We start from the raw sequence: 22012 nt of genomic DNA on the forward strand, positions 1-22012 counted from the left end.
TCAGCGCGGCTGCGACAGCCGCCGCCCCAGCCACACGGTGGCCACCACCGCCAGGCCGAAGCCCAGGCTCTCGGTCGCCACCGGCTGGCCATGGATGGGCCAGGCGAACAGCATCGCGAAGAAGGGCTGCAGCAGCTGCACCTGGCTGACCCGCACCGCATCGCCCCAGGCCAGCGCGCGGTACCAGGCGAAAAAGCCGATCCACATCGAGAACAGGCTGACATAAGCGAAGCCCGCCCAGGCCGATGGCACAACGCTGCCGAAGGCCGGCTGCTGCGCCCCGCTCCACAGCGCCAGCGGCAAGGTGACCGGCAGCGCGGCCAGCGTCACCCAGCAGATCACGCGCTCGGCACCCAGCGCCGGCGTGATGCGCGCACCAGCCACATAGCCCACGGACGCGGCCAGCACGCCCAGCGCCAGGCCGGCATCGGCCGTGGACGGCGTGAAGCCCTGCCCCGCCTGGTGCGCGCGCCACAGGCTGAAGGCCACCACCAGCGCGCAGCCGGCCACGGCGCAGGCCCAGAAGCCGGCCGCCACGCGCTGGCGCCAGGCCAGCGCCGCCACCGCGGAGGTCATCAACGGCGCCAGGCCGATGATCACGGCCGCGTGCTGGCTGGTCTCGGTGCGCAGCGCCAGCGCCAGCAGCAGCGGGTAGCCGATGGCATTGCCCAGCGCGGCCAGCGCCAGCATCGCCCATTGGCTGCGCGTGGGCCAGCCGGCACGCGTGGCCAGCAGCAGCGTGGCCGAGCAACCCGCGGCCACCACCGCGCGGGCGCTGGTGACGAACAGCGGCGACAGCTGCGGCGCCGCGGCGGTGCCGGTGGCCAGCTGGGTCATCGGCACGGTGAGGCCGAACATGGCCATCGCGGCGATGCCCAGCAGCAGGCCCAGGGCGGGTGAACGACTGCCCTGCCCCGCGCCGGGGCCCGCGCTCATCGCACCGCGCCCCGCGAGGCAGCGGCGCGGCGGGCCACCTCGGCCTGCACCTCGGCGCGCACCCGGGCCACCGTGGCCGGCAGGTCGGCCCAGGCCGGCTGCTGCGGCGCGAAGCGCTGGCGCATCCAGCCGGCCAGCTCGGCGATCTGGCGGTCGTTCAGCGCGTCGCCAAAGGCCGGCATGTGGCCGATCTCGACGAAGGCCGGCCGCTGCAGGCCCTCGATCACGGTGCGCACCAGGTTGTCGGGCCGGGCGCTGTGCAGCGTGGCGTTGAGCGCCAGCGGCTGGTTCAGGCCCAGCAGCTGCGGACCGTCGCCGTCGTGGTGGCAGGCACCGCAGGCGCTGTCGAACAGGCGCTGCGCCGGGCCCAGCAGCTGCGGCTGGCGCGCAGCGGCGGCCTGCACCACGGCCTGGGCCTCCACCGCCGGCCGGTCGGGCTGCAGCGACACCAGGTAATGCGCCATCGCCCGCACGTCGGCCTCGTTCACCTGGGCCAGGGCCTGCACCACCTCGGCCATCGGGCCGCCGGCGATGCCGTGGTGGGCGTGGTGGCCACGGCGCAGGTACTGGGTCAGCGCATCCTCGGTCCACGGGATCGGGCCCTTGGACAGCGCACCCAGCGGCGGCGCCTCCCAGCCATCCACCTGCGCGCCGGCCAGGTAGGCGCTGCGGCTCAGCTCAGCGCCCTGCGCATCGCGCGGCGTGTGGCAGGCGCCGCAATGGCCCAGGCCGTTGACCAGGTAGGCGCCGCGGTTCCACTGCGCGCTGCGGTTCGGGTCGGCCGCCACCGGGCCGGCGTCGAGGTGCAGCGCATTCCAGCCGGCCATCAGCGGGCGGATGTTGTATGGGAAGGCCAGCCGGGTCTCGGGCACCGCCTGGGCCACGGCCGGCTGCGACATCAGGTAGGCGTACAGCGCCTGCAGGTCGTCGTCGGTGGTCTGGCTGAAGGCCGTGTACGGGAACGCCGGGTACAGGTGGCGGCCATCGCGCGAGAGGCCCTCGCGCATCGCGCGCTGGAAGGCGCTGAAGCTCCAGGCGCCGATGCCGGTGGCCGCATCGGGCGTGAGGTTGGTGGTGTAGACCGTGCCGAAGGGCGTGTGCATGGCCCGGCCGCCGGCATTGGGCACGCCCCCTTCGGCGGTGTGGCAGGCCACGCAGTTGCCAATGGCCGCGAGTTGCCGGCCGCGCTCGATGACCTCGGGCGCGTACAGCCCGGCCGCGCTGGCCTGCACCGGCGCGATGGCGGGCTTCCAGCCCGCCAGGCTGGCCACGAGACCCAGGCCACCGGCCGCCAGCGCACCGGCCACGGCCCACCACGGGCGGGCGCGGCGTTGGGGATCGGCCACCGGATGGGCAGGCGCGGCATCGGCCACTGGCGCAGCCGCCGAAGCACTTGCCTGTGGCGCGGGCAGCGGATGCATCGCCGCCCGCACCACCTCGGGCGTGAACGGCGGCTGGCGCAGGCGCACGCCGGTGGCGTCGAAGATGGCGTTGGCGATCGCCGCCGTGCCGGGCACCGAGGCCGATTCGCCCACGCCCAGCGGTGCCTCGCCAGGGCGCGGCATCAGCAGCACCTCCACCACCGGCACCTCGCGGAAGCTGAGGATGGGGTAGCTGCCCCACTCCCGGCTCTCCGGCAGCTGGGTGGCGGGCTCGATGGCCAGCCGCTCTTTCAGCGCGCGGCTGGTGGTCTGCAGCACGTTGCCGTGCACCTGCTGCTCGATACCTTTCGGGTTGACCATCAGGCCCTGGTCCTGCCCCACCACCACGCGCTTGACATGCACCTCGCCGGTGTCGCGGTGCACCGCCACATCGGCCACCCAGGCGGCCCAGGCCGCGCCGTAGCCGGGGAACTTGCTGTGCACATAGCGGGCATAGGCCACGCCCTGGCCTTGCAGCCATTCGCCCTGCGCGCCCTCGGGCGGCTTGGCGCAAGGCTGGGTGTGCGGCACCCAGCCGGCTTTGGCGGCGGTGGCGCGCAGCAGTTCGGCGGCGCGGTCATCCCCCAGGTGCTGCAGGCGGTAGGCCACCGGGTCGGCGCCGGCGGCATGGGCCAGCTCGTCGATGTAGCTCTCGTGCGCAAAGCTGTTGGGCAAGGCCGAGACGCCACGCAGCCAGCTGGCGCGCAGGATGGGCGCCATGTCGTTGACCGTGATGCGCTGCGCCGGGTAGCCATAGGGCGGCACAGAGGTGCGGTCGCCCATCTCGAAGGCCTGCTTGACGGCCGGCACCGCGCCGGTCAGCAGCAGCGCCAGCGTGGGCGCGCCGTTGCTGGGGTAGCTGGTGGCAAAGTCATAGGCCAGCGGCGCGCCGTGGGCATCCAGGCCGCCGCGCACGGTCATCAGCTGTGCCGCGCCCTTGGGCTCCCAGGCATGCTCCTGCTCGCGCGTGAGCTGCACGCGCACCGGCGTGCCCACCGCGCGGGCCAGCAGCAGCGCATCGGCGGCCACGTCATCGGCACCGTTGCGGCCGTAGCAGCCCGAGGCTTCCAGACGCACCACGTCGATCGCGGTGTCGGCCAGGCCCGTAAGCTTGGCCAGATCGGCGCGCAGCACATGCGGGTTCTGCGTGCCGGCCCACACCGTGGCGCTGGGCTGCCCTTGCGCCTCGGTGTGCCACTCGGCCACGGCGCATGACGGGCCGATGGAGGCATGCAGCTGGTACGGCCACACATAGCTGCGGTCCAGCCGCTGCGCCGCGCCATTGAGCGCGGCATCGATATCGCCCTGCTGCGACACCACGCGCGCCGTGGCCGGGTTGGCGCTGATGGCCTGGGCCAGGTCGCTCAGATCCGGCTGCGGCGTGAACGGCGCCCAGGTGATGCGCAGCGCCCGCATCGCGGCGTCGGCCTGCTCCTCGCGCTGGGCGACGATGCCGACAAAGTCGCCGATCACCACCAGCTTGACGATGCCGGGGATATGGGCGATCGAGCCTTCGTCCACATGGAGCAGCGAGCGGCCGACGAAGTCACCGGCATCCACGCCGGCATAGGGCGGTCGCACCACGCGGCCGTGCAGCATGCCGGGGCGGCGCACGTCGTGCACGTACACGGCCTCGCCGCTCACCTTGGCCGGCAGGTCCACGCGCGGGGCACTCTGGCCGACCAGCGTGTAGTCGGCCACCGGCTTGGTGGGCGTGGCGGTGTCCAGCATCAGCTCGGTGTGCGCCCCGGCCACCAGCGCGGCGTAGTCCAGCACGCGGCCGTCGGGCGCATGCACGGCGCCGGCTGCGGTGCGCAGCGCGGTGGCATCGCAGGCCCAGCGCCGCGCCGCCTCGGCCAGCAGCCACAGCCGGGCCTGGGCCGCCGCCAGGCGCAGCGGCTGGGCGTGGATCTGGATCGAGCTGCTGGCGATCGTCGGGCCCTGGTTGGGCGCGCGGCCGGTGTCGCCCAGCAGCATGCGGGTGCGCTCGAAGGGCTGATCCAGCTCTTCGGCGGCGATCTGCGCCAGCGAAGTGGCCAGGCCGGTGCCCAGGTCCACATGGCCGGCCAGGCCGATCAGCCAGGCGTCGTCGCACAGCGCCAGCAGGATCTCTGGGCCCTCGGCCGGGTTGCCCGGCACCATCGGCGGCTGGCCCTTGGCCGGCGGTGGCGGCGCGGGCGGGTCACGCAGCACCAGCAGCACGCCGGGCGCGGCGCGGAAGTCGGCGCGGCTGCGCCAGTGTTCAGCGCGGGGCGTGCCGCTCATGCGCGCTCCGCCATCGCCTGCGCGGCGGCCTGTACCGCCGCCAGGATTTCGAGGTGCGTGCCGCAGCGGCACAGGTTGTGCGACAGCGCGGCCCGCGCCTGCGCCTCGGTGGGCTGTGGCGTGCGGCGCAGCAGCGCCACTGTGGTCATCACCATGCCGTTCAGGCAATAGCCGCATTGCGCGGCCTGCGTCGCCACGAAGGCCTGCTGCACCGGGTGCAGCGCGTCACGCGTGCCCAGGCCCTCCAGCGTGGTGACCTCGCGTCCGGCCACGCCTTCCACCGGCAGGGCGCAGCTGCGCGCGGCCACGCCATCCACCAGCACGGTGCAGGCACCGCACTGGCCCAGGCCACAGCCGTACTTGGGGCCGTTCAGGCCCAGGTCGTTGCGCAGCACGGTGAGCAAGGACGTGCCGGCGGCGGCCTGCACCGCGCAGTCGCGCCCGTTCACGCGCAAGGGCCCTTGGCTCATCGGCGCAGTTGCCCCGCGGCATCCACGATGCTCAGTTCCACATGGCGCCAGCCCAGCCGGGCGCTGCGGCTGTAGTTGACGAAGACACCGCCCAGGTTCAACTCGCCCAGGCCCAGCAGCGCCTGTGCCAGACGCTCGCGGCTCGGGTTGGCACCGGCGCGCTGCAGGCCCGCCAGTGCGATCTTGGCCGCGGCAAAGCCTTCGATGGACGCGAAGGACAGCGGCTCGGCGGGATGGGCGGCCTTCATGGCCCGCTGGTACTCGAGCACCAGCGGCAGTGCCCCGCTGAACGGAAAGGGCACGGCCTGCGCGATGACGATGCCGCGCGCCTTCTCGGCCCCGATGGCCTTGACCAGCGGCTCGGCGATCACCACCGACATCGTCAGCAGCGACAGGCCGCTGCCGGCGGTCTCGCGCAGGGCCTTCGCCAGTTCGCTGGCATAGCGGCCGGCGCAGACCATCAGCACCGCATCGGGCTTGCTGGCCAAGGCCTGGGCGGCGGCGCTGGCCATGTTGGCCTCGATCTTGTCGGGCGCACCATCGACCATGACCACGCTGACCTGCATGCCGGCCTCCTGCGCGGCGGCCTCGGCCAAGCGGGCCATGGCCGGGCCGAAGGCGATGCTGTAGGCCACCACGGCCACGCGCTGCTGGTTCATGGTGCGGGCGTGCTGGATCAGCGCGCGCACCTCGTCGGCATAGCCGGCGCGGAACGGGAACACGTTCTCGGCGTCGATCACCGCCTTGTCGCCCTGCAGCGGCGCGACCATCGCGATGCCCTGGCGGCCGAACACCTCGTCCTTGGCCAGTGCGGTCAGGCCCCCGGTGTTGACGAAGCCGATGAAGCCCAGCACGCGCGGATCGGGCAGCAGCTGCTTGCTGACGATCTCGACCATGCGGCCCGGGTTCAGATCGTCGTCATGGTTGACGACGCTGACCGGCCGACCGTTGACGCCGCCACGCGCATTGACCTGCGCGAACAGCGCATTCATGCCCAGCAGCATGCCGCGCGAGTTGTTGGCAGCCGAGGCATTGGTGGTTGACGCCACCTGGGCCAGCACGATGGGCTCGCCAGCGGCATGCCCCGCAGACGGCACGGCCAGCGCGGCGCTGCCCGCGCCGCCCAGGCTCAGCAGCCGCAGCACATCGCGCCGGCGCGGCGTCACGGCCGGGCGACTCACGCCAGGGCGATGTCGCTGCTCTGGATGCGCTTCACGCCCTTGGCCGTCATCTGCTTCCAGGCCGCCGCCAGCGAGCCGTTCAGGTCGATGCCGCGGCAGGCGTCTTCCACCACATAGACCTCGAAGCCAGCCTTGCGCGCATCCATCGCCGTCCAGGCCACGCAGAAGTCGGTGGCCAGGCCGGTGATGTAGAGCTTCTTGATGCCGCGCGCCTTCAGGTAGCCGGCGAGACCCGTGACCGTCTTGCGGTCGGCTTCCTCGAAGGCCGAGTAGCTGTCGACACCCTTGTTGTAGCCCTTGCGGATGATCAGCTGCGCGGTGGGCAGCTTCAGGTCCTTGTGCAGCGCGGCGTCGTCGGTGCCCTGCACGCAGTGGTCGGGCCACAGCACCTGCTGGCCGTACTTCAGCGTGGTGGTCTCGAACGGCTTCTTGCCGCCGTAGCTGCTGGCGAACGAGGCATGGCCCGGCGTGTGCCAGTCCTGCGTGACCACGATGTTGGCGAAGGCGGCGCTGATCTTGTTGATCACCGGCACCACCTCCTCGCCCTTGGCCACCGGCAGCGTGCCGCCGGTGACGAAGCAGTTCTGCACGTCCACCACGATCAGTGCGGCATCGGCGCCGGGCTTGAGCGCATCGGCGGCAAAGGCGCGCGGCAGCGCGGCCGCCAGGCCGGCGGCCGACAGGGATTGCAGGAAGGCGCGGCGTTGGGTTGGGGTGGACATGACAACTCCTTGGGTGATGAATGACGACAACACGCTCACATCGACAGATAAGCCCGCCGCACGGCCTCGTCGGCCGCCAGTTCGGCCATCGTGCCCTGCCAGCGGATCTGGCCCTTCTCGAGCACATAGGCCCGGTCGGACACCAGTTCGGCGAAATGCATGTTCTGTTCCGACAGCAGGATGCTGACACCCTGGCGCTTGAGCGCCAGGATCATCTGCGCCATCTGCTCCACGATGACCGGGGCCACGCCCTCGCTGGGTTCGTCGAGCAGCACGACGAAGGGGTTGCCCATCAGCGTGCGCGCCACGGTCAGCATCTGCTGTTCGCCACCGCTCATGCGGCCGCCGGGGCGGTCGGGCATCTCGCCCAGGTTCGGGAACAGCTTGAACAGCGCCTCGGGCGTCCAGGCCGGCGCGGCCGAGCCATCGGGCCAGTGACGCGGCGGCTGCCGGCCCACGGCCAGGTTGTCCATCACGCTCAGGTCGCTGAACACGCGGCGGTCTTCGGGCACCCAACCAAGCCCTAAGCGGGCGATGGCATGCGGCTCCAGCCGCGACACATCGCGGCCCATGAAGCGCACCTGGCCCGCACGCTTGGCCAGCAGGCCCATGGCCGCCTTCAGCGTGGTGCTCTTGCCAGCGCCGTTGCGGCCCATCAGCGCCACCACCTCGCCGCGCCTCACGTCCAGGTCGACATCGAACAGGATCTGCGCCGCGCCGTACCAGGCGGCGAGCTTCCTGACCTCAAGCAAGGTCTCGGCACTCACGCGGCCACCTCGCTCTTCTTTTCAAACGTGCTGCCAGAGCCGAAATACACCTCCTGCACCTTGGGATGCTGGCGGATCTCGGCCGGCGTGCCTTCGGCGATCAGGCGGCCGCGGGCCAGCACGATCACGCGGTCGGCATGGGCGAACACCACGTCCATGCTGTGCTCGGTGAACAGCACGGCTAGGCCGCGCTCCACCACCAGGCGCTTGGTCAGGGCCATCAGTTCGTTGCGCTCCTTGGGCGCCATGCCGGCGGTGGGCTCGTCCATCAGCAGCAGCTTGGGGTCATTGGCCAGCGCGATGGCCAGTTCCACGCGCTTCACATCGCCATAGGCCAGCACGCTGCAGGGCCGGTCTGCCTGCGGCGCCATGCCCACCTGGTCGAGCAGGTGCATGGCGTCGGCGCGGCGGTGGTCGGCCGCGCGGCGCCACATCGAGAACAGCTTGCCGTCGGCCGACAGCAGGGCCATCTGCACGTTCTCCACCACGGTGAGCGAGGCGAAGGTCTCGGCGATCTGGAAGGTGCGGCCCACGCCCTGCTTCCAGATCTCGCGCGGCTTGCGGCCGATCAGTTCCTGGCCGTTCAGGCGGATCGATCCGCTGTCGGGCTTGAGCTGGCCGTTCACCATGTTGAAGGTGGTGCTCTTGCCGGCGCCGTTGGGGCCGATCAGCGCCAGCAGTTCGCCGGCCGCCACGTTGAAGCTGATGCCGTCGACGGCGCGGTTGCCGCCGAAGGTCTTGCCCAGGTCTTTCACTGTCAGGAGGCTCATGCTGCGGCCCTCCTGCGATCCGCCAGTTGTGCCACAAAGCCCGCGATGCCCTGCGGGAAGGCCAGCACCAGCAGCAGGATGGTGCCGCCCAGCATGGCGCGCCAGTACTCGGTGGCGCGCGCCACGCCGTCCTGCAGCCAGGTGAAGGTGACGGCGCCCACCACCGGGCCGGCCAGCGTCTGCACGCCGCCCAGCAGCACCATCACCAGGCCGTCGACGCTCTTGCCCACGCTCATCGCATCGGGCGAGATGCTGCCCTTGCTGAACGCGAAGAGTGCGCCCGACAGGCCGGCGAAAAGCGCCGCCACGACAAAGGCCGCCCACTGGTTGGCCTTGACGTCGATGCCGATGGCATCGGCGCGCAGCGGTGAATCACGCCCGGCCCGCATGGCATAGCCGAAGGGCGAGAACAGCACGCGGCGCAGCGCCAGCACGCCCAGGGTCACGAGCGCCAGCGTCAGCCAGTAGTACATGCGCTTGTCACTCAGCCACTCGGCGGGCCACACGCCGGTCAGGCCATTGCTGCCGCCGGTCACGTCGTCCCACTGGAAGGTGATGGACCAGCAGATCTGCGCGAAGGCCAGCGTCAGCATCGCCAGGTACACGCCCGACAGGCGCACGCAGAACCAGCCGAACACCGCCGCACCCAGGGCGGCCACCGCCGGCGAGACCAGCAGCGCCACCTCCATCGGCAGCCCGGCCTTGAGCATCAGCAGCGCCGCCGCGTAAGCGCCCAGGCCGAAGTAGGCGGCGTGCCCGAACGAGTGCATGCCGGCCGGGCCCATGATGAAGTGCAGGCTGGCCGCGAACAGCGCGGCGGTCAGCAGGTCGATGGCCAGCACCACGCCGTAGCTGTCGCCGCCCAGAATCACCGGCAGCAGCACCAGGCCGGTGAGCCCCACGGCCGCCGCGATCAGCAGCGGCCGGCCGGCCGCGCGCAGCGGCGCCTCGGCCTCGCCCACGTTGCGGCTGGCGGCCTGCGCCTTGCCCATCAGACCCCAGGGGCGCCACACCAGCACCACGGCCATCACCAGGAACTCGGCCACCAGCGTGAGCTTGCTGAACGAGAAGGCGATGCCGAACAAGTCCACCGTGCCCAGGCCCACGCACAGCGCCTTGATCTCGGCGATCAGCAGCGCGGCCACGTAGGCGCCGGGGATCGAGCCCATGCCGCCCACCACCACCACCACGAAGGCATCGCCGATGGTCAGCAGATCCAGGTTCAGCGAGGCCGGCTCGCGCGGCAGCTGCAGCGCGCCGCCCAGCCCGGCCAGCAGCGCGCCGAGTGCGAACACGCTGGTGAACAACCAGGCCTGGTTGACGCCGAGCGCGCCCACCATCTCGCGGTCTTGCGTGGCGGCGCGAACCAACGTGCCCCAGCGCGTGCGGGTGAGCAGCAGGGTTAGTGCGCCCAGCACCACCGGGCCGACCGCGATCAGCAGCAGGTCATAGCTCGGGAAGCGCCGGCCCAGGATGTCCAGCGAGCCGGTGAGCCCCGGCGCGCGCGGCCCCAACAGATCCTCGGCGCCCCACAGGCGCAGCGCCACGTCCTTGATCACCAGCACCAGCGCAAAGGTGGCCAGCAGCTGGAACAGCTCGGGCGCGCGGTAGATGCGGCGCAGCAGCACCACCTCCACCAACGCGCCGAACACGCCCACGCCCACGGCCGCCAGCACCAGCGCCGGCCAGAAGCCAATCACCGGCCCGGCCTGCTCCACCAGCGTGTAGGCGCCGTACACGCCCAGCATGAAGAACGAGCCGTGCGCGAAGTTGACGATGCGCGTGACGCCGAAGATCAGCGACAGCCCCGCGGCCACCAGGAACAGCGACGACGCGCCGGCCAGACCGTTGAGCAGTTGGACGAGAAAACCTGAAAGGCCCATCAGATCGTGGAAGTTTGGTCAAGGCAACAGCCGAACCCAGCGGCCGCCGTGGAGCCGGCTTTGCCGGGCCACTGGCGGCGCCCCCTGGGGGGAGCGCCCTTGGGCGCTTCGGGGGGGACTCAGTTCGCGGGTCGGAGCTTGGCCACTTCCGCATCCGTCGGCTGGAACTTGGCACCGTCGAAGTACACGTAGTCCACCATCGTGCCCTTGCCCTTGTCGTTCTTGGTCTTGCCCACGTAGGCGCCCATGGTCGACTGGTGGTCCTGCGCGCGGTACACCACCTTGCCCATCGGCGACATCAGCTCCAGGCCGCGGAAGGCGGTGATCAGCTTCTCGGTGTCGGCGCTCTTGGCCTTGGCGATGCCGGCGGCCAGGCTCTTGATGGCGCTGTAGCCCACCACCGACCCCAGGCGCGGGTAGTCGTTGTACTTGCGGTGGTAGGCCAGGAAGAAGGCCTTGTGCTCGGGCGTCTGGATGCCGTACCAGGGGTAGCCGGTGACGATCCAGCCATCGGGCGTCTCGTCCTTCAGCGGATCCAGGTACTCGGGCTCGCCGGTCAGCATGCTGACCACGGCGCGGCCCTGGAACAGGCCACGGGTGTTGCCCTCGCGCACGAACTTGGCCAGGTCGGCGCCGAACAGCACGTTGAACACCGCATCGGGCTTGGCATCGGCCAGGGCCTGCACCACGCTGCCGGCATCCAGCTTGCCCAGCGGCGGCGCCTGCTCGGCGACGAACTCCACATCGGGCTGGGCCGCCTTCAGCAAAGCCTTGAAGGTGGCCACGGCGCTCTGGCCGTACTCGTAGTTGGGGTAGACGATGGCCCAGCGCTTCTTCTTCAGCTTGGCCGCCTCGGGCACCAGCATCGCGCTCTGCATGTAGGTGCTGGGGCGCAGGCGGAAGGTGTACTTGTTGCCGTTCTGCCAGACGATCTTGTCGGTCAGCGGCTCGCTGGCCAGGTAGAAGAACTTCTTCTGCTTGGCGAAGTCGGCCAGCGCCAGGCCGATGTTCGACAGGAAGCCGCCGGTCAGCACGTCCACCTTCTCGCGCGACACCAGCTCTTCGGCGGCACGCACCGCGTCGCCCGGGTTGCCGTTGTCGTCGCGGGTGATCAGCTGCACCTTGGCGCCGTTGACGCCGCCGGCCGCGTTGATCTCCTCGACGGCCAGCTCCATGCCCTTCTTGTAGGGCTCCAGGAAGGCGGGCTGCACCTTGTAGCTGTTGACCTCACCGATCTTGATCACGCCTTGCGCGGCAACCGGGGACAAGGCCGCGGCACCCAGAGTGGCGATGGCGGCGGTGGCGATGAAGCTTCTGCGGAACATGGTCGGGGTCCTCGACAGGATGGGAAAGTGAGAAGGGTAGTGCGAACGGAGGGCGACTTCGGGCTCAGCGGAGCCCGTCCTTGCCCTGGATCTCGTGCACCTGCAAGCCGCCGATGCGCGGCAGCGGCCGGCCGCTGTCGGTGACGGCCACGGCCACCACGATCTCGTCAGCGCGCGGCGCATCGCTCACACGGGCCTCGATGGCGTCGAAATGGCTGCGCACAAAGGCGGCGTCCTTGTGGCCCAGCGGCACGTCGATGGCCGTGCCCACACCGCCCATCTTCTTGGCCGAGGGCACCAGCGCCGCGCCCTTCTCCACCGCCACGCGCAGCGGCGCGCCCAGCTTGGGGTGCAGGATGGCGGCGGCATGCTCCAGCTCACCGGCCTCGCCGACGATGGCGGCCTTGCCGTAGCTTTGCGCGGCCGATGGCTCGATGCCCAGCGCCTGCACGCACCTGGCGCCCAGCAGGCCACCGAGCTCTTCGCCGATGGCGATCAGCTCGTCCAGGCTGTCGGCATAGCGGCCGGCATAGGGGTTGGCGATGACCGCGATGGCCAGCGCGCGGCGCGTGGGCGGGCTGATGTCGCGGCCCATCTCGCGGCGGGTTTCGTCCACCTGGACGACGAGCTTGCGGATCTGTGCGCTCATGGTGTGCTCCTGGTTGCGGTCAGCGTTGGCCGTCCCATTTGGCGATGGCGTCGGCAGCCAGGCCACCGACACGCGCATGAACCCGCGCGCCGGTGCTCATCGCCAGGATCACGATCATCTCGTCGGGCCGCGGCGCGCCGGGCACGCGCACCTCGATGGCGTCGAAATGGCTGCGCACATAGCTGGCATTGATGTGGGTCAGCGGCACGTCCAGCGTGCAGCCGGGGCCGCCCACCTTCTTGGTGCTGGGCACGATGGCCAGCGCGTTGCCACTCTGGCCGCCGCTGGATTGCCCCTTGGCATAGGCCGCGGCATCGCCCTTCCAGCCCAGCAGTTCGCGCATGGCGTAGCCACCGGGCACATGCCACAGCGCGCCATGCTCCTGCTCGCCGGCCGCGCCGATGATGGCGCCCTTGCCGTAGCCCTGGATGTCGGATGCCGGCACCGCCATCGCGGCCAGCAGGCGTTTCGCCATGTCCAGGCCCACCGGATTCAGAGCCTCCATCATCGGCAGGATGTCGGGCTCGTAGCGGCCGGCGTACGGGTTGGTCAGCACGGCCGCAATGCTGCCGCGGCGCAGCGGTGTCTCGGCGCACGGGCCGCCTTCGTGGAAGATGTCTTCCACGCTGGTGACGATGCGGCGGATGTCGATCAGGGTCATGTCATCTCGTTTAGCAATTACTGAACCAAGGCCTCAGGCCAGGCACTGTAGCGGCTGGCTTTCAGGGGTTCGAGCGAGGGAACCCTGACACACCAGCGCGGCGTCGATGAGCAGGCCCTGGCGTTGCAGTGCCTGGGCGCAGCGCAGGCCCTGGGCCAGCGCCTGCCGCACCAGGTCGGGCGGCAGGGACGGCACGTCGGTGGTGACCAGGATCTCGCCCAGGTCGGTGTCGTCGCGCAGCAGGTTCGCCGGGCGGCGCTGGATGGCGGGATGCGCCACGTTCACCGCATTGGCGATCACCGTGGCCGCCGCATCGGCCTGGGCGGCCGTGGCCGCCAGCACCGTGACGCTGTCGGCGATGCCCAGCGAGAAACTTCGTCCGCGCCAGCCGCTGGTGGCCACGCCGCGCACCGGGCTGGCCGCATGCACCGTGAAGCGGCCATCCACCGTGCCCTGCCCCGCCACGGTGCGCGCGGCCGCACCGGCATCGAAGCGCGACAGATCGGCATACAGCCCCACGGTGGCCGAGGCGCCATCGGCCAGATGCAGCGCAATGTCGCCGCCGTTGTTCACCCAGGCGCGCGCGATGCCAGGGCGCTGATAGGCGGCCACGATCTCTTGCGCCACCGCACCCGCCACGGCGGCCATCGGCGTGATGAAGATGTGGCCGGCAAACGGCAGGCAGGCCGCCACCATCCGGCGAGCCACCGCGCCTTGCAGCGCTGGCTGCGCATCGGGCTGCAAGGGCCGGCGCAGCAGCGGCAGTTCGGCCACCAGTTCACCCAGCAACGACTCGAAGCGCGCCCAGGCGGCAGCATGCGCCGCCGCCACGGCCTCGGCCTCGCCATCGGCCGCGATCACCAGATCGATCGGCCCGTGCTGGAGGTGCCAGCGGCCGTCGGACAGTTGGGCGCGCGTGGCCCCGTTCATCCGAGCAGCGGCCCGCTGACCAAGGGCCAGGCATTGGCCGAAGCGGGCGCGATGGCCTGCCGCGCCAGCGGCGCGCCATCGCGATGCCAGCCACCGGTGGCCAGCACCTGGGCCAGCGGCCGCACATAGGCCATGTGGCCGCCCAGCGCCTGGTAGTCGCTGGCGCGCATCGTGAACTCGATGGGCGCCACGATGGCCGGCGTGGGCACGGTGCCGAAGCTGTTGGCCGGCATGCGCGTCACGTCCACCATCACCGTGATGCCGCCGCCTGGCCACACATAGGCCGGCGCGCCGCCGCAGGTGACGTTGACGATGGCCTGCTTGATGGCGCGTGTGAGCCGCACCGGGTTGTCGGTGACGCCGGCACGCAGGCTGCCGCCGGCGCCGCCGATGAACAGCACCGTGCACAGCGCCGGCTCGCAGTTCTCGCCGATGCGCTCGACGATGGCGCGGGCCGCCGCCGGCATCTCGGCCGGCTGCGGCTTCAGGTCGGCATCCAGCACATACCAGGCGGCATGCTCGCCGGTGGTGCTGGTCATCAGCACGCGCAGGCCGGGCCAGGCCAGATCGGCATCCCAGCCATCCACGATGGCCAGCGGATCGGTCAGGTCGGTGCCGCCCCAGCCGGTGCCGGGGTTGGCCACCTGGAACCAGCGGCCCGGCGTGCTCTTGCGGCCGCGGATCTTCAGGCCCGAGGGCCGCATCTGCAGGCAGCGGCCGGCCTGGTGCTCAGTGAGCACGCCGGTGATGTGGTCGTCCACCACCACCACCTCGTCGGCCACGCCCTTGAACTGCTCGGCGAAGATGCCCACGGTGGCCGAGCCGCAGCCCACGCGCATGCGGCTCTCGGGCACGCCGTTGACGATGGGCGGCTGGCCGGCCTGCACCACAATGGTGGCACCGCCGTCGATGCTCAACTCCATCGCCTGCTGGTTGCCCAGCGCCTGCATCATCTCCACCGTGACGCGACCTTCCTTCTTGCTGCCGCCGGTGATGTGGTGCACGCCGCCCAGGCTGAGCATCTGCGAGCCGTATTCGGCGGTGGACACATGGCCCACCACCTCGCCCTTGCAGCGCACATTGGCCTGTTCGGGGCCCAGCCAGCGGTCGGTGTCGATCTTCAGCTTCAGGCTGCAGTAGCTGAAGATGCCCTCGGTGACCACGGTGACCATGTCCACGCCCCGCACCTGGGAGCCCACGATGAAGGGCGCGGGCTTGTAGTCGGGGTAGGTGGTGGACGCGCCGACGGCGGTGACGAAGAAGCGGTCGCCGTCGGACGATGAATCATCGGCAGCGGCCGCCGGCAGGGCCTGCGCGTCAGCCAGGAACGGCACCAGGTCGGCGCTCGCCCCCGCCGCCAGCCGCCGGTCGACGATCAGCACCGGATCCACCCGCACCAGCGTGCCGCCCTGGTTGGCGTAGCGGTCGCAGGCGCCGGGCTTGCCCTCGCTGATCTGGCACAGCACCGGGCAGGCGTTGCACTCGATCTTGTGCGCGGCCATCTTGTCGTTGCGCGGCGCGGCGCGCCACTCGGCACGCAGGGCCGGCGCGTCGGCGGCCACCGGCACGGCCGGCAGTTCGCCCAGCCCATCGGTCTTGGTGTGCTCGTGTTCAGACATGGTGCATGGCGCCCTGCGTTGAGGCAAAACGCGCCGAATCAGGGAAAACGCGTGTCTGAGGCAAAATGCGGGGTTGCATCGCGCGCCGGCCTTTCATGTAGTGCCTGCTTAACGTTTGATGTAGCCGATGCTACATTCATCGCAGCAGGTGGTGCAAGCCGCGTGCCCGCCGCGCCTGCGCACCAGACGCGGCACGTTCATTGCACATACACCCCCGTCGCCCTCGCCCCCGTCTTACGCAGCACAGCACCATGAGCGCCTTCCACGAAGAAAAGGTCCTGACCGTTCACCACTGGACGGACCGCCTGTTCTCCTTCACCACCACGCGCGACCCCGCGCTGCGGTTCTCGAACGGCCACTTCACGATGATCGGCCTGCGCGTCAACGGCAAGCCGCTGCTGCGCGCCTACAGCGTGGCCAGCGCCAACTACGAGGAGACGCTGGAGTTCCTGAGCATCAAGGTGCAGGACGGCCCGCTGACCAGCAAGCTGCAGCACATCCAGCCCGGCGACACGCTGATCGTCGGCAAGAAGCCCACCGGCACCCTGGTCATCGATTACCTGCTGCCGGCCAAGCGCCTGTACCTGCTGAGCTCGGGCACCGGCCTGGCGCCGTTCATGAGCATCATCCGCGACCCCGACACCTATGAGCGCTTCGAGGAAGTGATCCTGGTGCACGGCGTGCGCGAGGTGAAGGAACTGGCTTACCACGACTACATCACGCAGGAGCTGCCCCAGCACGAGTTCCTGGGCGAGATGGTCAGCAAGCAGTTGAAGTACTACCCCACCGTCACCCGCGAGCCGTTCAAGAACCAGGGCCGCAGCACCGACCTGATCGAGAGCGGCAAACTGTTCACCGACCTGGGCGTGCCAGCGCTGAACCCGGCCGAAGACCGCGTGATGATCTGCGGCAGCCCGGGCCTGCTGAAGGACCTGAAGGTGATCCTGGAACAGCGCGGCTTCAAGGAAGGCAACACCTCGACGCCGGGCGACTACGTGGTCGAGCGCGCCTTCGTCGAGCAGTAAGCCGACCCAACCGCCCCAACCGCCGCGCATGGCCACCGCCCGCCGCCAGCCCGCCGCCAAGGTGGCCCGCAAGTCGGCACGCGCCGCCGACGGCACGCGCAAGCCCGGCGTGCGCGAGCTGGCCGCGCAGGCCACGCGCGAGGCCATCCTGCGCGCGGCCACCAAGGTGTTTGCCAAGAGCGGCTACGACGGTGGCCGCATCGAGGCCATCAGCAAGGCGGCCAAGTCCTACGACCGGATGATCTACTACTACTTCGGGTCGAAGGAGGGGCTGTTCATCGCGGTGCTGGAAGACACCTACCGCCGCTTCAACGAGGCCGAGCAGTCGCTGGTGCTCGACGAAGACCAGCCGCGGCGCGCGCTGGAGCAGGTGATCCGCTTCATCTGGGGCTACTACCAGCAGCACCCCGAGTTCATCACGCTGCTGAACACCGAGAACCTGCACCGCGGCCGCCACCTGGCCAAGAGCCCCAAGGCGCGCGAGTACTCGTCGCCGGCCATCGGCATCACCGACCGCGTGCTGCGCAACGGCATGGCCAAGGGCCAGTTCCGCGCCGGCCTGGCCGCGCGCGATGTCTACCTGATGATCGCCGCGATGGCCTACTTCTACCTCAGCAACCGGCACACGCTGTCGTCGTTCCTGGGCGAGAACCTCGAGGCCCCGGCCGCACTGGCGCACTGGGAAGCCTTCGTCATCGACGCCGTGCAACGCGCCGTGCGGGCTTGAGGGCTCCCGTCATTTCATGTAGCCTGCACTACATCAATTTTTGATGGAGTGACTCAGCAATGGCCGAAGTGGCAGCGGGCGGCAAGTCCGGCAAGGTGGTGATCCGCAACATCGGGCTGATGCTTTCGGGCGACCTGGACCGCCCCATCCTCGATGCCGACTGCATCGTGGTGATGGACGGCGTGATCACCGCCGTGGGCCGCGAGAAGGATTGCGACACGGCCGAACCCACCACGCTGATCGACGCCCGTGGCACCTGCGTGGCGCCGGGCCTGATCGACAGCCATGTGCACCCGGTGTTCGGCGACTGGACGCCGCGCCAGAACCAGATCGGCTGGATCGACAGCACGATGAACGGCGGCGTCACCACCATGATCTCGGCCGGCGAGGTGCACCTTCCCGGCCGGCCGAAGGACATCGTCGGCCTGAAGGCCCTGGCCATCACGGCGCAGCGCGCCTTCGACAACTTCCGCCCCGGTGGCGTGAAGGTGGTGGCCGGTGCGCCGGTCATCGAGAAGGGCATGGTCGAGAGCGACTTCGCCGAGCTGGCCGCCGCCGGCGTCAAGCTGCTGGGCGAGGTGGGCCTGGGCAGCGTGAAGGCCGGCTACGAAGCCAAGGAAATGGTGGCCTGGGCGCGCCAGCATGGCATCCAGAGCACCATCCACACCGGCGGGCCCAGCATCCCCGGCTCGGGCCTGATCGACAAGGACGTGGTGCTGGAGGCCGATGCCGACGTCATCGGCCACATCAACGGCGGCCACACCAGCCTGCCCGAGCGCGACGTGTGCACGCTGTGCGAAAAGAGCAGCCGCGCGATCGAGATCGTGCACAACGGCAACGAGCGCGTGGCCATCGCCGCGGCCCAGGCCGCCATGCAGCTGAAGTGCCCGCACCGCGTGATCCTGGGCACCGACGGGCCCGCCGGCTCAGGAGTGCAGCCGCTGGGCATGCTGCGCATGATCAGCCTGCTGTCCAGCCTGAGCGGCATCCCGGCCGAGCTGGTGTTCTGCTTCGCCACCGGCAACACGGCCAAGATCCGCTCGCTGAACTGCGGCCTGATCGAGGTGGGGCGCGACGCCGACTTCGTGTTCATGGACCGCGCCCAGCACACCGCCGGCAAGACGCTGCTGGAGAGCGTGCAGCTGGGCGACATCCCGGGCGTGGGCATGGTGATGATCGACGGCATCGTGCGCTGTGGCCGCAGCCGCAACACGCCGCCGGCCACCGAGGTACCCATCGTCGTCGGGCACTGAACAGGGGCACTGAGCGGGGGAACTGAGGCCCGGCCGCTATTCCAGCGTCACATCCGCCACATGCGCCACGCTGTGGGCGTGGGTGTTGTCGGCATCCCCGCCCACACCGATGCCCATCAGCGGCGGCACGGTGTCGGTCTCGTCACCGAACAGGCGCATGAAGTCGGCCACGACATCGCGGCGCTCCACCTGCCAGCGGTGCAGCGCGGCCTCCGGCCCGCGCAGCACCACGTAGCGGATGCGCCGCGTGAAGGCGTTGATGCCGGTGCTGCCCGGCGGCAGGCGGTTGTCCCACAGGTAGCACACGCTGGCCGCGGGCAGCGGTTCGTTGCTCATGCCGCGCGCCACGCGCAGCAGCTGGCGCTCGACGAAGGGCACGGCGGTGAGCGGCTCGTCGAAGAAGGCGCACACCTTCACCGGCGTGTCGTCGCCTTCCTTGCGCGTGATGTCGGCGCGCGGGTTGGGCTCGTCCAGCCGCCAGCGCCAGGCCAGTGAATGGGCCGGGCTGCCGGGCGCCACGGCTTGCACCAGGTTGCCGTAGGACTGGTCGGCATCGACCCGCAGCACGCGCTCGCCGTCCAGCGTCACCACGCGGAACTGCGTGAAGGGCTTGGCCTGCTTGGGCAGGCCGGCCACATGCCAGGGCGCCAGCGGCGCCTCGTCGGCGCCCACCAGGGGCCGCAGCACATTGCCCGCGGCCCACAGGCCCCCGGCCAGTGCCACACCGAGGCCCAGCGCCAGCATCCGCCGCCCCCTGGCGATGGCCGGCCGGGAGGCCGGTGTCGGCTGCGACCTGGTGGATGCGGGCTGGGCAGTGGCAGGCATGGTGGCAAGGCGGGGCAGGCTCTGCCCCCATCATCGCGCAAAGCCGTGGCCTGGTGCGGCCGGCTCAGCGCCAGGCAAAGCGCGGTTGCTCGTAATGCCAGACCCGCGTGTCGCGTCCATGCAGGCACACCTCGCGGAACTGGTAGATCAGCGCCGCGGTGGGCGCGGCAATCCACTGCTGGCCCACCGGCATCTTCAGCACCGGGTGCGCGCTGCCCTCCAGCGGCTCGAGGATGGGCGCGTCCTCGCGCAGAAATTCCTGCAGCGGGATGCGGTGGATGCTGGCCACCTCGTCGGGATTGGGGGCCAGCTCGCGCGCCGTACCGGCCCACAGCACCACCGGCGTGATGGCATAGCCCGAGCGCGTGACGAAGCTGTCCAGCCGGCCCAGCACCGCGTCGAGCGGCAGCGCCAGGCCCACTTCCTCGTGCAGCTCGCGCAGCACGGTCTGCTCGGGGGTCTCGCCGGCATCCATGCGGCCACCGGGCAGAGCCCACTGGCCGGCATGGCGGTTCATCTTCGCGGCGCGGCGGGTGAGGATCAGCGCGGCGCGGGTGCTCCAGCCGCGCGGCTTGCCGGTCAGCCCGCGCAGGCCGGCGCCGGTGCCCTCGTCGGCCACCACCAGGCCCACCGCCGCCAGCTTGCAGCCGCTGGCGTCGGGCGCATGGTGTGCCCAGGCCGCCAGGCGGCCGGCGATCTGCTCGCGCAGCGCGTCGGTGCGGTCCATGCGACAGGAGCAGCAGGGGCCGGAAGGGTCAGTCCTTGAACACCGGCGCGCGCTTTTCCAGGTTGGCGCGCACGGCCTCCACCTGGTGCGGCGCGCCCATCAGCGCCACCTGCTCGTCGCTCTCGGCCTGCAGCAGCTTGGCGGCACTGGCATCCAGCGTCTCGTTGGCCAGGTTCATCAGGCGTTTGCCGGCGCGGATGGCGCTGGGGCTGCGGTGGGCGATGGCCTTGGCCATGGCGCGCGCCTCGGCCAGCGGATCGGCGCACACGCGGGTGGCCAGGCCCACGCGCACGGCCTCCTCGCCCGCCACCTCGCGGCCGGTGTAGGTGAGCTCGCGCGCCAGGTCGTCACGCACCAGGCCGCGCATCAGTGCCACGCCGGCCATGTCGGGCACCAGGCCCCACTTGATCTCCATGACGCTCAGGCGCGCATCGGGTGTGATCAGGCGGATGTCGGCGCCGAGTGCCAGCTGCAGGCCGCCACCGAAAGCCACGCCCTGCACCGCCGCGATCACAGGCACCGGCAGCTCGCGCCAGCCCAGGCCCAGGTACTGCGCCGAGTTGGCCAAGCCGTGGGTGCGCGGCCGCAGGTCGCGCACACCGCCATCGGCGCCGTCGGCGATCTTGGAGAAGCGGCTGCTGTCCAGCCCGGCGCAAAACGCCCGGCCCTCGCCGTGCAGCACCACGGCGCGCACGTTCGGCGCGCTCTTGAGCTGCGTGATGGCCGCGGCGATGGCGTCGAACATGGCCATGTCCAGCGCGTTCATCTTGTCGGCGCGGGTCAGCGCCACCTCGGCCACGCCGGCCTCGTCGATCGTCACGCGCACGCGCTGGTCCATGCCTTGTCTCCTCGGGGGTCTGTGTCCGGAACTGCCGAAGATTCTGGCAGCGGCCGTGCGGCCGCCCTGTCGCGCAGGTGGCGAGAACGGCTCAGGCGTGCTTCGCGAACTCCGCCGGGTCGAAGCCCACCGTCAGCGCGCCATCGGCCCAGCGCACCACCGGGCGCTTGATGACGCTGGGCTGGGCCAGCATCAGCGCGCGGGCGCTGGCGGCGTCCACCACCGCGGCGCGCACGGCCTCGTCCAGCTTGCGCCAGGTGGTGCCCTGGCGGTTCACCAGGCGCTCCCAGCCGGCGGCCGCGATCCAGCCGTCCAGCCCGGCCTCGCCGGTGGGCACGCCGGCCTTCTTGAAGTCATGGAACTGGTGCGCGTGGCCGTGCTCGGTGAGCCAGGCGCGAGCGCGCTTGACAGTGTCGCATTTGGGGATGCCATAGAAGGTGGTGCTCATGTCGGGTTCCGGGTCGTCACTTGGCGTCACTTCGCAGACGGCAGCTCGCAGCGCGGATCGGGCATCACGCCGCCGCCATGCACCACGCGGCCCTGGGCGTTCAGCGTCACGGCGAACACCAGGCAGTCGTTGTTGGCATAGCGCCAGTACCAGGTCTCGCGGTTCATGTACTCGCGCTGGCGGTCGCCGGGCCGGCCCAGCAGGCGCAGCAGCGCCTCGCGGTCCATGCCGTCGGTCACGCGCTTGAGGTGCCACAGATCGAGCACCTGCTCGGCCTGGGTGACGCGGCCCTGGGCATCGAGGTCGACCATGTAGGTCTCGCGGCCCAGCGGCCCGCGGGCGAACTCCAGCCGCGTGGCGCCTTGCGGCATGGGGTAGCGGGCGGTGGGCTGGCCGAGGGCGGCCACGGCCGCGGCCTCGTCCTGGCCGGCGCTGGGCAGCACCGGGCTCAGCACGCTGCAGCCGGCGGCCAGCCACAGCGCCGCCAGCATGGCGCCGGTGGAAAGGAATCGGATGTGCATGCCGGCATCATCGCGCAAACCGGTGGCGACGCACCCGCGCTGGCGCAAA

At 70.8% G+C, this 22012-nt stretch carries 21 protein-coding genes; 3 read left to right on the plus strand and 18 right to left on the minus strand.

Annotated elements, in window-relative coordinates:
- The 13 genes from AACH10_RS00220 to AACH10_RS00280 all read right to left on the minus strand — a co-directional run bounded on the left by AACH10_RS00220 (position 1) and on the right by AACH10_RS00280 (position 15599).
- Positions 1 to 936: a DMT family transporter gene (locus AACH10_RS00220; RefSeq protein WP_341408338.1), complete on the minus strand. Its 936-nt coding sequence runs from the start codon at positions 934 to 936 to the stop codon at positions 1 to 3.
- Positions 933 to 4622, minus strand: a complete 3690-nt coding sequence (locus AACH10_RS00225) for a molybdopterin cofactor-binding domain-containing protein (RefSeq protein WP_341408339.1) — start codon at positions 4620 to 4622, stop codon at positions 933 to 935. The genes AACH10_RS00220 and AACH10_RS00225 overlap by 4 nt, the downstream gene beginning before the upstream one ends.
- Positions 4619 to 5092 (minus strand): (2Fe-2S)-binding protein, encoded by a 474-nt coding sequence (locus AACH10_RS00230; RefSeq protein ID WP_341408340.1) that lies wholly within the window; start codon positions 5090 to 5092, stop codon positions 4619 to 4621. The genes AACH10_RS00225 and AACH10_RS00230 overlap by 4 nt, the downstream gene beginning before the upstream one ends.
- Entirely contained in the window at positions 5089 to 6273 is a 1185-nt protein-coding gene (locus AACH10_RS00235) for an ABC transporter substrate-binding protein (protein WP_341408341.1), read from the minus strand. The genes AACH10_RS00230 and AACH10_RS00235 overlap by 4 nt, the downstream gene beginning before the upstream one ends.
- Positions 6270 to 6995: a bifunctional nicotinamidase/pyrazinamidase gene (pncA, locus tag AACH10_RS00240; protein WP_341408342.1), complete on the minus strand. Its 726-nt coding sequence runs from the start codon at positions 6993 to 6995 to the stop codon at positions 6270 to 6272. The genes AACH10_RS00235 and pncA overlap by 4 nt, the downstream gene beginning before the upstream one ends.
- A gap of 35 nt (positions 6996 to 7030) precedes the next feature.
- Positions 7031 to 7762 carry an ABC transporter ATP-binding protein gene (locus AACH10_RS00245; protein ID WP_341408343.1) on the minus strand — a complete coding sequence of 244 codons (732 nt, stop codon included), beginning with the start codon at positions 7760 to 7762 and terminating at the stop codon, positions 7031 to 7033.
- Complete coding sequence (locus AACH10_RS00250) at positions 7759 to 8532, minus strand: ABC transporter ATP-binding protein (RefSeq protein WP_341408344.1); 774 nt, start codon at positions 8530 to 8532, stop codon at positions 7759 to 7761. Before AACH10_RS00250 ends, AACH10_RS00245 begins: the two co-directional genes overlap by 4 nt.
- The gene (locus tag AACH10_RS00255; RefSeq protein WP_341408345.1) at positions 8529 to 10415 is read right to left on the minus strand and encodes an ABC transporter permease; all 1887 of its coding nucleotides are present in this window, start codon (positions 10413 to 10415) and stop codon (positions 8529 to 8531) included. Before AACH10_RS00255 ends, AACH10_RS00250 begins: the two co-directional genes overlap by 4 nt.
- Positions 10416 to 10534: 119 nt before the next feature.
- Positions 10535 to 11740, minus strand: a complete 1206-nt coding sequence (locus AACH10_RS00260) for an ABC transporter substrate-binding protein (protein WP_341408346.1) — start codon at positions 11738 to 11740, stop codon at positions 10535 to 10537.
- Between the two features lie 64 nt (positions 11741 to 11804).
- Positions 11805 to 12389 carry an amino acid synthesis family protein gene (locus AACH10_RS00265; protein WP_341408347.1) on the minus strand — a complete coding sequence of 195 codons (585 nt, stop codon included), beginning with the start codon at positions 12387 to 12389 and terminating at the stop codon, positions 11805 to 11807.
- 19 nt (positions 12390 to 12408) lie between these two features.
- A complete protein-coding gene (locus tag AACH10_RS00270) occupies positions 12409 to 13044 on the minus strand; it encodes an amino acid synthesis family protein (RefSeq protein WP_341409181.1) in 636 nt (211 codons plus the stop codon).
- 39 nt (positions 13045 to 13083) lie between these two features.
- On the minus strand, positions 13084 to 13980 hold the full coding sequence (locus tag AACH10_RS00275; RefSeq protein ID WP_341408348.1) for a UPF0280 family protein: 897 nt from the start codon (positions 13978 to 13980) through the stop codon (positions 13084 to 13086).
- Complete coding sequence (locus AACH10_RS00280; protein ID WP_341408349.1) at positions 13977 to 15599, minus strand: 6-hydroxynicotinate reductase; 1623 nt, start codon at positions 15597 to 15599, stop codon at positions 13977 to 13979. Before AACH10_RS00280 ends, AACH10_RS00275 begins: the two co-directional genes overlap by 4 nt.
- Positions 15600 to 15850: 251 nt before the next feature.
- Here AACH10_RS00280 and AACH10_RS00285 point away from each other — a divergent pair, with 251 nt between their 5' ends.
- Genes AACH10_RS00285 through AACH10_RS00295 form a run of 3 tightly spaced genes read left to right on the plus strand, consistent with a single transcriptional unit; the run spans position 15851 to position 18604 of the window.
- Complete coding sequence (locus tag AACH10_RS00285; protein ID WP_341408350.1) at positions 15851 to 16624, plus strand: ferredoxin--NADP reductase; 774 nt, start codon at positions 15851 to 15853, stop codon at positions 16622 to 16624.
- A 28-nt stretch (positions 16625 to 16652) separates the two neighbouring features.
- Entirely contained in the window at positions 16653 to 17351 is a 699-nt protein-coding gene (locus tag AACH10_RS00290; RefSeq protein ID WP_341408351.1) for a TetR family transcriptional regulator, read from the plus strand.
- 59 nt (positions 17352 to 17410) lie between these two features.
- Positions 17411 to 18604, plus strand: a complete 1194-nt coding sequence (locus AACH10_RS00295) for an amidohydrolase family protein (protein ID WP_341408352.1) — start codon at positions 17411 to 17413, stop codon at positions 18602 to 18604.
- Positions 18605 to 18640: 36 nt separating this feature from the next.
- Here AACH10_RS00295 and AACH10_RS00300 read toward each other — a convergent pair whose 3' ends face one another.
- The 5 genes from AACH10_RS00300 to AACH10_RS00320 all read right to left on the minus strand — a co-directional run bounded on the left by AACH10_RS00300 (position 18641) and on the right by AACH10_RS00320 (position 21963).
- Positions 18641 to 19429 carry a DUF3047 domain-containing protein gene (locus AACH10_RS00300; RefSeq protein WP_341408353.1) on the minus strand — a complete coding sequence of 263 codons (789 nt, stop codon included), beginning with the start codon at positions 19427 to 19429 and terminating at the stop codon, positions 18641 to 18643.
- A 64-nt stretch (positions 19430 to 19493) separates the two neighbouring features.
- On the minus strand, positions 19494 to 20156 hold the full coding sequence (locus tag AACH10_RS00305) for an NUDIX hydrolase (RefSeq protein WP_341408354.1): 663 nt from the start codon (positions 20154 to 20156) through the stop codon (positions 19494 to 19496).
- Between the two features lie 28 nt (positions 20157 to 20184).
- Positions 20185 to 20994, minus strand: a complete 810-nt coding sequence (locus AACH10_RS00310; protein ID WP_341408355.1) for a crotonase/enoyl-CoA hydratase family protein — start codon at positions 20992 to 20994, stop codon at positions 20185 to 20187.
- Between the two features lie 91 nt (positions 20995 to 21085).
- Positions 21086 to 21442, minus strand: coding sequence for a Spx/MgsR family RNA polymerase-binding regulatory protein (locus AACH10_RS00315; RefSeq protein WP_341408356.1), 357 nt, complete (start codon positions 21440 to 21442; stop codon positions 21086 to 21088).
- Between the two features lie 26 nt (positions 21443 to 21468).
- On the minus strand, positions 21469 to 21963 hold the full coding sequence (locus AACH10_RS00320) for a hypothetical protein (RefSeq protein ID WP_341408357.1): 495 nt from the start codon (positions 21961 to 21963) through the stop codon (positions 21469 to 21471).
- Positions 21964 to 22012: the final 49 nt, after the last annotated feature.

Source organism: Pseudaquabacterium inlustre (assembly GCF_038066595.1).
GTDB classification, from domain to species: Bacteria; Pseudomonadota; Gammaproteobacteria; order Burkholderiales; family Burkholderiaceae_C; genus Pseudaquabacterium; species Pseudaquabacterium inlustre.

Excerpts from the sequence above, each read along its gene's own strand:
- AACH10_RS00265 (WP_341408347.1), bottom strand. The coding sequence starts at position 12,389 with ATGAGCGCACAGATCCGCAAGCTCGTCGTCCAGGTGGACGAAACCCGC.
- pncA (WP_341408342.1), bottom strand. The coding sequence starts at position 6,995 with ATGTCCACCCCAACCCAACGCCGCGCCTTCCTGCAATCCCTGTCGGCC.
- AACH10_RS00310 (WP_341408355.1), bottom strand. The coding sequence starts at position 20,994 with ATGGACCAGCGCGTGCGCGTGACGATCGACGAGGCCGGCGTGGCCGAG.
- AACH10_RS00295 (WP_341408352.1), top strand. The coding sequence starts at position 17,411 with ATGGCCGAAGTGGCAGCGGGCGGCAAGTCCGGCAAGGTGGTGATCCGC.
- AACH10_RS00225 (WP_341408339.1), bottom strand. The coding sequence starts at position 4,622 with ATGAGCGGCACGCCCCGCGCTGAACACTGGCGCAGCCGCGCCGACTTC.
- AACH10_RS00255 (WP_341408345.1), bottom strand. The coding sequence starts at position 10,415 with ATGGGCCTTTCAGGTTTTCTCGTCCAACTGCTCAACGGTCTGGCCGGC.
- AACH10_RS00250 (WP_341408344.1), bottom strand. The coding sequence starts at position 8,532 with ATGAGCCTCCTGACAGTGAAAGACCTGGGCAAGACCTTCGGCGGCAAC.
- AACH10_RS00300 (WP_341408353.1), bottom strand. The coding sequence starts at position 19,429 with ATGCCTGCCACTGCCCAGCCCGCATCCACCAGGTCGCAGCCGACACCG.
- AACH10_RS00285 (WP_341408350.1), top strand. The coding sequence starts at position 15,851 with ATGAGCGCCTTCCACGAAGAAAAGGTCCTGACCGTTCACCACTGGACG.
- AACH10_RS00220 (WP_341408338.1), bottom strand. The coding sequence starts at position 936 with ATGAGCGCGGGCCCCGGCGCGGGGCAGGGCAGTCGTTCACCCGCCCTG.
- AACH10_RS00305 (WP_341408354.1), bottom strand. The coding sequence starts at position 20,156 with ATGGACCGCACCGACGCGCTGCGCGAGCAGATCGCCGGCCGCCTGGCG.
- AACH10_RS00260 (WP_341408346.1), bottom strand. The coding sequence starts at position 11,740 with ATGTTCCGCAGAAGCTTCATCGCCACCGCCGCCATCGCCACTCTGGGT.
- AACH10_RS00290 (WP_341408351.1), top strand. The coding sequence starts at position 16,653 with ATGGCCACCGCCCGCCGCCAGCCCGCCGCCAAGGTGGCCCGCAAGTCG.
- AACH10_RS00275 (WP_341408348.1), bottom strand. The coding sequence starts at position 13,980 with ATGAACGGGGCCACGCGCGCCCAACTGTCCGACGGCCGCTGGCACCTC.
- AACH10_RS00230 (WP_341408340.1), bottom strand. The coding sequence starts at position 5,092 with ATGAGCCAAGGGCCCTTGCGCGTGAACGGGCGCGACTGCGCGGTGCAG.
- AACH10_RS00320 (WP_341408357.1), bottom strand. The coding sequence starts at position 21,963 with ATGCACATCCGATTCCTTTCCACCGGCGCCATGCTGGCGGCGCTGTGG.
- AACH10_RS00315 (WP_341408356.1), bottom strand. The coding sequence starts at position 21,442 with ATGAGCACCACCTTCTATGGCATCCCCAAATGCGACACTGTCAAGCGC.
- AACH10_RS00280 (WP_341408349.1), bottom strand. The coding sequence starts at position 15,599 with ATGTCTGAACACGAGCACACCAAGACCGATGGGCTGGGCGAACTGCCG.